Source organism: Micromonospora sp. BL1, assembly GCF_003667485.1.
Taxonomy (GTDB): domain Bacteria; phylum Actinomycetota; class Actinomycetes; order Mycobacteriales; family Micromonosporaceae; genus Micromonospora; species Micromonospora tulbaghiae.
The window spans coordinates 1-10998 of the sequence record NZ_RCVK01000387.1; the positions used below are offsets into that span (position 1 = coordinate 1).

Below are 10998 nucleotides of genomic sequence, written 5' to 3' on the forward strand. Positions count from 1 at the left end.
TTGTAACCCGGTGCGCGACCGGAGCGGCGCCAGCCGAGCGCCCCCCCGGCGGGAACAACCCCGGGCCGCCGGTCGTTGCAGATGCACCCGGCACGCCCCGCGCTGCCGGACCCCCGAGATCCCCTTGAGCGCCTGACGGTGCCCACGCGTCCACCCCCGGACGCGTCGACCCCCGAACGGAGCCCATCATGAACACGATCCTGCGCAAGAGCATCCTCGGTATCGCCGGTCTCGCCTTCACCGGTGGCGTATTCGCCGGTCCGGTCGCCGCCCACGCGGCGGAGACCACCACGCCGGCCGCCGTCGCGGTCCAGGGCGTGAGCCCGCAGGGCGCGCAGTCGCACGTGGACCTGAACGACGAGCAGCTCGCCAACGCCAAGGCCATCATCGCGGCCACCAAGAAGGCGGGCCTGCCCGAGCGCGCCGCGGTCATCTCGATCGCCACCGCGCTGCAGGAGTCGAAGCTGGAGAACCTGGGTCACCTGGGTGACCGCAACGACCACGACTCGCTGGGCCTGTTCCAGCAGCGGCCGTCCAGCGGCTGGGGCACGCCGGAGCAGATCACCGACCCCGAGTACTCGACGCTGGCGTTCCTCAAGGGCCTCAAGCAGGTCGACGGCTGGCAGGACATGCCGCTGACCGAGGCCGCGCAGACCGTGCAGGTCAGCGCCTACCCCGACGCGTACGCGCAGTGGGAGAAGCAGGCCGCCGAGATCGTCGCCGAGCACTGGAACAAGTAAGACCTGACGAGAGGTCGGCACCCGGAGCGGGTGCCGACCTCTCGCGTGTCCTCAACCGCTGTGCGCGGCGAGCCACGACAGCACCGGCTCGACCACCGACGGGTCCAGCGGCTGCTTCGCCTCGTCCCGGTACGCCCGCAGCGACGGCGGGCCGGGCTGGCGGCGCAGCACGTGGGTGACGTCCGGCAGGACCCGGGTCTGCACCGGTCCGCCCGCGTGCGCCGCGATGACCGGCAGGTCGGCCGGGTCGGTCTGGAGGTCCTTGTCGCCGGTGAGCGCGAGGATCGGGGCGTCGACGCGGGCCAGGTCCGGCCGGGGGTCGTAGCGCAGGAACTCCCGGAACCAGCGGGCGTTGAGCCGCTGCCCGCCGATCCACGCCACGTCCTTGTCGGTGGCGAGGATCTTCTCGTGGTTGCGGGCCACCTTCGCCACCAGGTCGGTGCGGGTGAGCCGGAGCACGAGGCGTACCGGCGCGGGCAGGGTGGGCAGCAGCCGCGCGGCCTGCCGGCGCAGCACATCGGCGCCGGTGCGCCCGGGCGCGGAGAGCAGGACGAGGCCGGCCACGGGTACGCCGCGCGCGGCGAGCGCGACAGCGGTGAGCGCGCCCTCGCTGTGCCCGACCAGGAACAGCCGCCCGCCGTCCACGGCCGGGTCGGCACGCAGCGCCGCGAGCACGGCGGCCGCGTCGTCGACGTTGTCGTGGAAGCCGGTACGCAGGAACTCGCCGCTGCTCTCGCCGACGCCCCGCCGGTCGTACCGGGCGACCGCGAACCCGGCGCCGGCCAGCGCGACGGCCAGGTGCCGCTGGATGCCCAGGGGCAGGCGGCGGTGGTCGCCGTCGCGGTCGATCGGCCCGGAGCCGGGCAGCAGCAGCGCCACCGGATGCGGCCCGGCGCCGTCGGGCAGCGTGAGTGTGCCGGACAACCGCTGCCCGCCCGTGTCGACGGCGAGCGCGCGGTCGACGGTCACCGCAGCACCGCCGCGGCCAGGGCCGGGGCGTCGTCGGTGCCGATGAGCAGGGAGTCGTACGCCTGGCCGGTGAGGGTGATGCGGACGGCCGGCTGGCCGCCGCGGACGCTGACGAACTCCTTGCCGGCCCTGCCGCGCCAGGTGCCGACGTTGCGCGTGCGGGGCACGCCGAGTCCGGGCGCCCGGATGCCGCGGGTGGCGCGGGCGCCGTCCGGTACGACGACGGCGCCGCTGACGGCGGAGCGGGGGAACGACAGGTCGCCGCGCAGGGCCCAGATCTTCTCGGCGGTGGTGAGACGGACGTCGATGCGGTCGGCGGTGATGTCGATGGTGGCCATCGGCGAACTCCTCAGTTCTGTTATCGTCAGTGAGAACATTACCGGAGGCGATAACAAAAAGGGGAGCCCCTGTGGCACTCGACACCGTGGAGCTGCTGCTGCACCCGATCCGGCTGCGCATCGTCCAGGCGTTCCTGGGCGGCCGCACGCTCACCACCACCGACCTGCGCGCAGCGCTGAGCGACGTGCCACCGGCCACGCTCTACCGGCAGGTCGCCACGCTCGCCGACCACGGCGTGCTGCACACGGTGGGGGAGCGGCGGGCCCGCGGCGCCGTCGAGCGCAGCTACCGGCTCCACGAGGCCGCCGCGTCGGTGGACCCGGACGAGGCCCGGGCCATGAGCCCGCAGCGGCACCGCCAGGCGTTCCTCACCTTCGTCGCGGGCCTGCTCGCCGACTTCGACGGCTACCTCGACGCCGGCGGCGGCGACCTGGCCCGCGACGTGGCCGGCTACCGGCAGAACGCGTTCCACGCCACCGACGCCGAGACCGCCGAGTTCGTCACCCGGTTCCGCGACCTGTTCGCCGAGTACGCGGCGCTGGGCCCCGGCCCCGGCCGCACCCGCCGGCTGCTCACCACCGTCCTGCTGCCCGCCGCCGATCAGGAGCGGCCCGCGGAGCGCCGGTGACCGAGCACGATGTCCGCCACGGCGGCGCCGAGCGCCAGCACGATGATCCCGGCGGCGAGCAGCAGTGAGTGGCGGAACGCCGTACTCCAGTCGCCGCGGTCGGCGGCGAGCGTCGAGAAGAACAGCGCGCCCACCGCGGCGATGCCGGCAGCCGACCCGATGCGCTGCCCGGTCTGGAGCATCCCGGCGCCGCTGCCGGCCATCGGCACCGGCACCTCGGACAGCGTGAGCGTCTGGTTCGGCGCGATCACCAGGCCGCTGCCCAGCCCGGCGACGAGCAACGGCAGCGCGGTCCGCAACGGCACGTTCTCGTGCGGCCCACCGGCCAGCACCAGGTCGGTCGCGACCAGGCCGGCCACCACCGCCAGCAGCCCGATCGCGACGAGCGGACGGCCGTACCGGGTGACCACCCGGCCGCCCAGCGCGGAGGCGAGCGCCGAACCGAGCGCGAACGGGGTGATCGCCAGGCCGGCCACGAGCGCGCTGTAGCCGAGCCCCATCTGGAGATAGAGCGTGAAGATGAAGAAGATCGCGGTGAACCCGGCGAAGTAGATCAGGCCGATCAGCGCGCCGAGCGTGTACGAGCGGACCGTGAACAACCGCAGGTCGAACAACGGCTGGGCGCGCCGGGCGTACCGGTGCTCCCAGAGCGCGAACCCGGCGAGCAGCAGCAGGCCGACGGGGATCAGCAGCCACTTGCCCGGGCCCCGCCACTGCTCCCGCTGCACCAGCGGCAGCAGGATCACCGTCACCCCGGCGCCGAGCAGCAGCACGCCGAGCGGGTCGAGCCGGCCCCGCCCGGCGGGGTTTGTCGGCCGGGCCGGCATCAGCCGCCAGCCGAGCAGCATCGCCACGATCCCGACCGGGATGTTGACGAAGAACACCCACCGCCACCCGTGCTCGGCGCCGCCCAGTTCGATGAGCAACCCGCCGAGCAGCGGACCCACGGCGGTGGAGATGCCGATCGTCGCGCCCAGCAGCCCGAACGCCCGGCCCCGGTCCGCGCCCCGGAACAACTCCTGGATCATGCCGCTGACCTGAGGATTCACCACACCGGCGGCAGCGCCCTGGACGAGCCGGGCGACGACCAGCCACTCCGGGGAACGGGCCAGCCCGGCCAGCGCGCTGGTGAGCGTGAACAGGCCCACCCCGACCACGAACGCGGTACGCCGCCCGCGCGCGTCGCCGAACCGCCCGGCCGGCACGAGCACCAGGCCGAACGTCAGCGCGTACCCGGACAGCACCCACTGCAGGTCGCTCGGCGTGGCCTGCAACGCCCGGTCGATCGAGGGCACCGCGACGTTGACGATGCTGACGTCCAGCAGCGTCATGAACGCCGCGATCAGGCCGACGCTCAGCGCACGCCAGCGGCGCCGGCCGTCGTACCCGGTGTCCTGCACCGGCGTCGACGACCGGCCCTCGCTCATCGTGCCCCCCACTGACCGTCGATCACCCGACTCCGATCGCTACCCGGTGCCCGGTGGGGCAAACGACCCGATCACGCCGTCTGGCGCGCGCACCACCGGGGTCCGAAGTCCAGGCCGGACATCGGGGAGTCCTCGCGGTGCAGCAGCCCCCGCTCGGTGAGCGAGTGCAGCGGCTCGCGCAGCTCCTCCTCGGTCATCCCGGTCTCCTGGGCGATCAGGTCCGGGTAGGGGACGTGCCCCTGCACCTCCAGCGCGGAAACCGCCTGGTAGACCCGTTCCTCGACCGCAGACAGCTGGACCTGAGGCATCGCTTCCCTCCTCGGCGTGGACCGCCCGACCCGCGGACGGCCGGCGACCGGCGGTTACCCGGACGGGCCGCGATGATGCTCACCCGTTCGACTGTCGTATCGGGCGGCGCGGCACGGCGGTGCCCTAGGCTGCACCCGTGATCATGGATCTCGTCGTGGTCGGCGGCGGGCCCGCCGGACTCTCCGCCGCGCACGCCGCGGCCCGGGCCGGCGTCCGCACGCTCGTGGTGGAACGGGCCACCCACCCCCGGTACAAGACGTGCGGCGGCGGCCTGATCGGCACCTCGCTCGCCGAGGTCGGCGACCGCGTCGAGGTGCCCGCCCACGACCGGGTCGACCGGATCACGTTCACCCGGGACGGGCGACGCGCGTTCACCCGCCGGCACCCGGCGCCGCTGGTCGCCATGATCCGCCGGGAGGAGTTCGACGACCGGCTGCGCGCCGCCGCCGTCGCCGCCGGGGCGCAGGTCCGCGAGGGCGTCGCGGTCCGCGCGATCGAGCAGGACCCCGACGAGGTACGCCTGCGCCTGGCCGGCGGTGAGACGGTACGCGCCCGTACCGTCATCGGCGCGGACGGCTCGTCCGGCGTGACGGCACGCCACGTCGGGGTGCGCTTCCGCCAGGTCGACCTCGGACTGGAACTGGAACTGCCGGTGGACGCCGCCGAGCGGGACCGCTGGCGCGGCCGGGTGCTGCTCGACTGGGGGCCGCTGCCCGGCTCCTACGCGTGGGTCTTCCCCAAGGGCGACCGGCTGACAGTCGGTGTCATAGCCGCCCGGGGCGACGGCGAACGGACCCGCGCCTACCTGCGCGACTTCACCGACCGGCTCGGCCTGTCCGGGGTGACCCCGGAGCACGACTCCGGCCACCTGACCCGCTGCCGCACCGGGGACTCCCCGCTGCGGCACGGCCGGGTGCTGGTCGCCGGGGACGCCGCCGGGCTGCTGGAACCGTGGAGCCGCGAGGGGATCAGCTACGCGCTGCGCTCCGGCCGGCTGGCCGGGGAGGCGGTGGCCGCCGGTGACCTCGACGCGTACGCCCGGGAGGTCGACCGGCGGCTGACGCCGGAGATGCGTGCCGGGCACCGGCTGCTGGAGGTGTTCGAGCGGCGGCCCGACGTGTTCCACGCGATGCTGGCGAGCCCGCCCGGCTGGCGGATGTTCGTCCGGTTCTGTCAGGGCCGGGCGAGCTTCGCCGAGGTGCTCGACCGGCGGCCGGTGCGGGCCGGGCTGGCGCTGCTGGACCGGCTGCCCCCGCTCAGGGGACGATGACCGCCCGCCCCCGCACCTCGCCCCGGCGCAGCGCCTCGTACGCCTGCGGCGCCTCCGCGAGGGGGAACGTGTGCACGTCGGCGTGCAGCCGGCCGGCGCGGGCCAGCGCGATCACCTCGTGCAGTTCGGCCCGGGTGCCCCAGAACGGCACCACCACACCGGTCTCCAGCGGCACCGGGGGCGGCTCGTCCGCGACCGGCCGCACCGGCAGCGTGCCGCCGGCCAGGCCCACCAGCAGGATCTGACCGCCGGTGGCGACCACCTGCCGGGCGGTGTCGATCGTGGGTTGCGCGCCGACGAAGTCGAGCACCACGTCCGCGCCGTCCGGCGCCGGCCCGACCAGCTCGCGGATCTTGTCCACCGCGTCCGGGCCGGCCTGCACCGTGTGGTGGGCGCCGAGGCGGCCGGCCAGGTCCAGCGCGGCGGTGTTCGTGTCCACCGCGATGATCCGTACCGCGGTGGTGGCCAGCAGGATCTGCAACCCCATGTGCCCCAGCCCGCCGATGCCGATCACCACGCAGGAGGTGCCGGGCCGCAGCCGGGGCCGCGCCAGCTCCACCGCGTGGTACGGGGTCAGCCCGGCGTCGGTCAGCGGCGCCGCCTGGGTCAGGTCCATGTCGCCCACCGGCAGCAGCCGGGACGCGGGCACCACCACGTACTCGGCCAGCCCGCCGTCGCGGCTGAGCCCGATGCCGCCGACCGGGATGACCCGGCAGCGGTTCTCCTCGCCCCGCAGGCAGGCCCGGCACCGGCCGCAGCCGATGATGCCGTAGACCGCGGCCCGGTCGCCCGGCGACCAGCCGTCGACCCCGGCGCCGACCGTGTCGACGGTGCCGGCGATCTCGTGCCCGAGCGTCATCGGGATCGGGAACACGCCCGCCGGCGCGTCGAGGATGTGCAGGTCGGAGTGACAGGCGCCGACCGCGCCGACGCGCAGCAGCACCTCACCGGGGCCGGCCTGCGGCGTGGGCACCTCCGTGTGCTCCAGCACACCGGGTGCGGTCATCCGTACTGCGCGCATGTCTCCTCCACCTCGTCGCCGACGGTCGACGCGGCGGCATACCCGTGCCGAGGCGGTTGATGCGGAGACGGGACGGGCAGGCGCACAATGCGGTCATGAGCGAATCCGCCGAGTCGTTCACCGACGAGCAGTACGCGTTCCTGCGGCACGTCCGCTTCGGCGAACTGCCGGCCCGGGTAAGCCCGGAGGAGCGGATCGAGGCCGCCGAGACCGAGTTCCCGCCGGACCGCCCGGATCCGGTCGGCGGGGAGTCGGAGTGGCACCTGCGCGCGGGCGGCTGACGGGGCCCGGACAGGCGCCCGGACCCCGTCGCCCCACTGTCAGAAGACCGGCACGCCCTCGCGGACCAGCTTCCAGTTGGGCACGAAGAAGTCGGCCGGGTCGATGACGCCCTCGGCCTGCGCCCAGTCGATGAGCAGCTGGCGGATCTCCTGCTGGGCGTTGTAGACCTGGGTCTTCACGATGCCCGGGAAGTTGCCGCCGCCGCTGCGCCGGTAGTTGTTCACCGCCACCACGAACCGGGCGTCCGCCGCAACCGGGGTGTCGGTGCCGGCCAGCACCAGGCGGGTGATCCGCTCGCCGACCGGCCTGGCGATGTCGATGTCGTAGTCGACGCCGGAGAACACGTCGTAGTTGTAGTCCGGCACGGTGGTGTCGTTGATGTTCTCCACGTCCACGGTGGTGCCGGCCGGGAAGGTCTTGAAGTACTTCGCCGAGTACTCCAGGTACGCCTTCACCTCGGCGCCGGTCAGCACGACCGCCTCCAGCGTGTTGTCGTACACGTAGAGGCCCGCCACGTCGCGGATCCGCACGTCGCCCTGCGGGAACACCGCGGTACGGCTGAACGGCGCGGCGATGGACAGCACCGGCAGGCCCGCGTACTCGCCGCCGGCGAGCGCCTCGGTGACCACCTCGGTCTGGACGTGGTTGATGAAGTCGAGGATCGGCGTGTCCTTGTACCGCGACTCGGCGGCGGACAGCTCCACGCTCGACTGCGCGACGACCCGGTTGACGTACTCGACGGTCTTGGTGTGCTGGCCGCGCACGGCCGCGAGCACCGCCGGGTCCTCGACCACGGTGTTGGTGTTCAGCGTGGTGGCCGACTTGGCGGTGACCGTCCAGCGGCCCTTGTCCCGGGTCAGCGTGAAGTCCATCCGGGTCAGTCGCTGGCCCCACTTCGACGGCTCCGAGGTGAGCACCCGCTCGCCGGTGGTGAGGTTCGTGACGAACTTCTCCGGCACCTCGTTGTGCGCGTGGCCGAACAGGATCGCGTCGATGCCGGGCACCTGCTCGGCGATCAGCGCGGTCGGGTTCTCGTTCGGCAGCTCCGGGCCGTAGCTGGAGGTGCCGCTGTCCCCGCCGTGGGCGGAGATGACGACCAGGTCGGCGCCGCGGCGGCGCATCTCCGGCACCCACTTCGCGGCGGTGGCCACCATGTCGGCGAAGACGAGGCGGCCCTCGACGTTGCCCTTGTCCCAGATGGCCACGCCGGGGTTGGTCAGGCCGAGGATGCCCACGCGCAGCTTCGGCGCGCCGTGCCCGCCGAGCTTGACCTCCTTGATCACGTACGGGAGGAACGCCGGCTTGCCGGTCTTCGCGTTGAGCGCGTTCGCGGCGAGGGCCGGGAAGCCGAGCTGCTCGATCCAGGTCGCCAGCAGCGGCAGGCCGTAGTTGAACTCGTGGTTGCCGAGCGTCACGGCGTCGTACCTGAGGACGTTCATGGCGCGGGCCATCGGGTGCGTCTCACCGGTGCTGGTGATCGGTTCCTGCTTGGCGTAGTAGGTGGCCAGCGGCGTGCCCTGGATGGTGTCACCGGCGTCCAGGACCAGCGTGGCCCGGCCCTTGCGCTCGGCGCGGATCTGGTTGACCAGGGTGGCGAGCTTCGCGACGCCGACGTCGTTGTGCTTGCTGTCGTCGAACTCGGCGTCCTTGTAGTAGTCCCAGTTGTAGACGTTGCCGTGGGTGTCCGACGTGCCGAGGATCGTCAGGTCCCAGGTCTTCGGCTTCGGCTTCGCCTCGGCGGGCGCGCCGGCCAGCAGGGGAGCGGTCGCGGCGGCGGCCGCGACGGCCAGCACCTGGCGCCGGGAGGCGCCGGAGGAGGAGGTCATGAGGTGCCTTTCCGAATGGGGGTACGCGCCTCGTGGGCGCCGTTGCGCACCATAACCACCACATGTCACGTGCGCCACACCGGCCCGAATTGTTTCCCCTCCGGTCACAGGCTGCTGTTTTCGCGCCGGTCACCGGGGTAGGGGCGGATCCATGAGCGAGGACCAGTTCACCCAGCAGCACCCGGCCGAGCAGTACGGACAGAGCGAGGGACAGCCGGCGCAGCAGCAGACGCCGCCCGGCAGCGAACAGGAGATGGGGCCGAAGCCCGACCACGGCGAGGAGTCGTACCGGGGCAGCGACCGGCTCACCGGCAAGCGGGCGGTCATCACCGGCGGCGACTCCGGCATCGGCCGGGCCGTCGCGATCGCCTTCGCCCGCGAGGGCGCCGACGTGCTCGTCACCTACCTCGGCGACGAGGAGGAGAAAGACGCCCGGGAGACCGTCAGCCAGATCGAGCAGGCCGGGCGCAAGGGCGTCGCCGTCCAGTGCGACCTGCGCGAGGAGGCCAACTGCCGCGCACTCGTCGACCAGGCGGTACGCGACCTCGGCGGCGTCGACATCCTGGTCAACAACGCGGCCTTCCAGATGTCGCAGGACAACGGCCTGCACGACATCACCACCGAGCAGTTCGACCGCGTCTTCAAGACCAACGTGTACGCCATGTTCTGGCTCTGCAAGTTCGCCGTGCCGCACATGAAGGAAGGCTCGACGATCATCAACACGTCGTCGATCCAGGCGTTCGACCCGTCGCCGCAGCTGCTCGACTACGCCACCACCAAGGCCGCCATCGCCAACTTCACCAAGGCGCTCGCGCAGAACCTGGCCGAGCGCGGCATCCGGGTCAACGCGGTCGCGCCCGGCCCGATCTGGACGCCGCTGATCCCGGCCACCATGCCGGAGGAGAAGGTCAAGCAGTTCGGCACCGACACGCCGCTTGGCCGTCCCGGTCAGCCGGCCGAGCTGGCGCCCGCGTACGTCTACTTCGCCTCGCAGGAGTCCAGCTACGTCACCGGCGAGATCCTCGGCGTCACGGGTGGCCGCCCGACGAAGTGACGGCCCGTCCGGTCCCTGCTGGTCCCTTCCCGTCCGGCCGCCGTCCGTCTGGTCCCCGCCGCCTGCCGGGGTCGTTCCGACTCGTGGACGACCCCGGCCGGCGTGGCCGGAGTTCCTCCGACTCTCGGGCGCACCCCGTCAGCGGGGCCAGGCGGCCATCCGGCGGCGGACCTCGGCGATCCGCGGCGCGTCCAGGCCGTACCGGGTGAACCGGCGGTCGGCCAGCCCGTCGAGGTAACGGCCCGCCGCGCGAACGTCCTCGTCGTCGAGTGCCGGGTCGACCTGCCGGGCCAACTCCAGCAGCTCCGCGACCGCGTACCGGTCCAGCGCGGCGGACACGTCGATGTAGTCGCGTACCTCCCGCCGGTTCACCAGCGCGGCGGCCTTGTTGGCGATCAGGTCGCGGACGTCCATGACCGGGCCGAGGTCCATCACCACCGGGCTGCGGTGCCGGTCCAGGCGGGCCAGGCTGAGCCGGATCTGCCGGCCGTCCCGGCTCACCACGAAGTCGCGCAGGTCCCGGTCGAAGCCGTCGAACACCTCACCCAGCCCGCCCGGGTCCACCTCGGCCACCCGGTAACCGGCCCGTTCCAGCGCCGCGCGTACCCCGTCGGCCGCCGCCGCGGCGGCGCCCTCCACGTCGGCGAACAGGTCGACGTCCTCGGTGGGGCGGGTGACCAGGCCGTGCACCGCCCACGCCACCCCGCCGCCGAGCACGAACCGGTGCGGGCCGGCGGCGGCCAGCGCCACCCGGGCCACCTGCCGGTAGAAGTCGTGCGGGTGGGTCACGCCGGGTGCAGGCTCCGGTGCCGGCCCTCCCAGGCCAGGCGTACGCCCCGGGGCAGGTTGAGCAGCGGCCACAACCGGCGTAGCGTGCCCGCGTGGATCAGCTCGCGCAGATCCTCCACCCGGGTCGTCTCACGCAGCACGTTCTCGTACATCCAGAGCAACTCGTCCGGGTCGCCCAGGTCGAAGGCGCGTTCGCTGCTCCACATCAGGCGTACCGGCAGCTCGACGATGCCGGTGGTGGGACCGGTCAGCTCGTCCAGGGTGCGCGCCACCACGGCGGGTCGCCCGGGGCGGGCGAGGTACGCGTGCGCGGTGACCGACATGGCATCAGGGTAACCCCAACC

13 protein-coding genes are annotated in these 10998 nt (G+C 73.3%); 5 read left to right on the top strand and 8 right to left on the bottom strand.

Annotated features, from left to right (window positions below; all coding sequences use genetic code 11):
• Positions 1-188: 188 nt before the first annotated feature.
• Positions 189-740, top strand: coding sequence for a hypothetical protein (locus EAD96_RS28565; RefSeq protein WP_121686419.1), 552 nt, complete (start codon positions 189-191; stop codon positions 738-740).
• A 51-nt stretch (positions 741-791) separates the two neighbouring features.
• On the opposite strand, the gene EAD96_RS28570 is transcribed toward EAD96_RS28565, so the two are convergent.
• The gene (locus EAD96_RS28570; RefSeq protein WP_121686420.1) at positions 792-1709 is read right to left on the bottom strand and encodes a S9 family peptidase; all 918 of its coding nucleotides are present in this window, start codon (positions 1707-1709) and stop codon (positions 792-794) included.
• On the bottom strand, positions 1706-2047 hold the full coding sequence (locus EAD96_RS28575; RefSeq protein WP_121686421.1) for a hypothetical protein: 342 nt from the start codon (positions 2045-2047) through the stop codon (positions 1706-1708). The genes EAD96_RS28570 and EAD96_RS28575 overlap by 4 nt, the downstream gene beginning before the upstream one ends.
• 71 nt (positions 2048-2118) lie before the next feature.
• Between EAD96_RS28575 and EAD96_RS28580 the strand changes: the two genes are divergently transcribed.
• Entirely contained in the window at positions 2119-2676 is a 558-nt protein-coding gene (locus EAD96_RS28580; protein ID WP_121686422.1) for a helix-turn-helix domain-containing protein, read from the top strand.
• Here the strand turns inward: EAD96_RS28580 and EAD96_RS28585 are convergent.
• Entirely contained in the window at positions 2649-4103 is a 1455-nt protein-coding gene (locus tag EAD96_RS28585) for an MFS transporter (RefSeq protein WP_121686423.1), read from the bottom strand. The two genes, EAD96_RS28580 and EAD96_RS28585, sit on opposite strands and share 28 nt — an antisense overlap.
• Positions 4104-4174: 71 nt before the next feature.
• On the bottom strand, positions 4175-4411 hold the full coding sequence (locus EAD96_RS28590) for a hypothetical protein (RefSeq protein ID WP_120569832.1): 237 nt from the start codon (positions 4409-4411) through the stop codon (positions 4175-4177).
• 143 nt (positions 4412-4554) lie between these two features.
• Here EAD96_RS28590 and EAD96_RS28595 point away from each other — a divergent pair, with 143 nt between their 5' ends.
• Positions 4555-5682 carry a geranylgeranyl reductase family protein gene (locus tag EAD96_RS28595; protein WP_121686430.1) on the top strand — a complete coding sequence of 376 codons (1128 nt, stop codon included), beginning with the start codon at positions 4555-4557 and terminating at the stop codon, positions 5680-5682.
• Here EAD96_RS28595 and EAD96_RS28600 read toward each other — a convergent pair.
• The gene (locus EAD96_RS28600) at positions 5669-6703 is read right to left on the bottom strand and encodes an NAD(P)-dependent alcohol dehydrogenase (protein ID WP_121686424.1); all 1035 of its coding nucleotides are present in this window, start codon (positions 6701-6703) and stop codon (positions 5669-5671) included. The genes EAD96_RS28595 and EAD96_RS28600 overlap by 14 nt on opposite strands.
• A 95-nt stretch (positions 6704-6798) precedes the next feature.
• Between EAD96_RS28600 and EAD96_RS28605 the strand changes: the two genes are divergently transcribed.
• The gene (locus EAD96_RS28605; RefSeq protein ID WP_233586209.1) at positions 6799-6984 is read left to right on the top strand and encodes a hypothetical protein; all 186 of its coding nucleotides are present in this window, start codon (positions 6799-6801) and stop codon (positions 6982-6984) included.
• Between the two features lie 39 nt (positions 6985-7023).
• On the opposite strand, the gene EAD96_RS28610 is transcribed toward EAD96_RS28605, so the two are convergent.
• Positions 7024-8811 (bottom strand): bifunctional UDP-sugar hydrolase/5'-nucleotidase, encoded by a 1788-nt coding sequence (locus tag EAD96_RS28610; RefSeq protein WP_121686426.1) that lies wholly within the window; start codon positions 8809-8811, stop codon positions 7024-7026.
• Positions 8812-8962: 151 nt separating this feature from the next.
• Between EAD96_RS28610 and EAD96_RS28615 the strand changes: the two genes are divergently transcribed.
• Positions 8963-9865: an SDR family oxidoreductase gene (locus EAD96_RS28615; RefSeq protein ID WP_121686427.1), complete on the top strand. Its 903-nt coding sequence runs from the start codon at positions 8963-8965 to the stop codon at positions 9863-9865.
• Between the two features lie 138 nt (positions 9866-10003).
• On the opposite strand, the gene EAD96_RS28620 is transcribed toward EAD96_RS28615, so the two are convergent.
• On the bottom strand, positions 10004-10654 hold the full coding sequence (locus tag EAD96_RS28620; RefSeq protein ID WP_121686428.1) for a nucleotidyl transferase AbiEii/AbiGii toxin family protein: 651 nt from the start codon (positions 10652-10654) through the stop codon (positions 10004-10006).
• On the bottom strand, positions 10651-10977 hold the full coding sequence (locus EAD96_RS28625) for a hypothetical protein (RefSeq protein WP_121686429.1): 327 nt from the start codon (positions 10975-10977) through the stop codon (positions 10651-10653). Before EAD96_RS28625 ends, EAD96_RS28620 begins: the two co-directional genes overlap by 4 nt.
• Between the last annotated feature and the right edge of the window lie 21 nt (positions 10978-10998).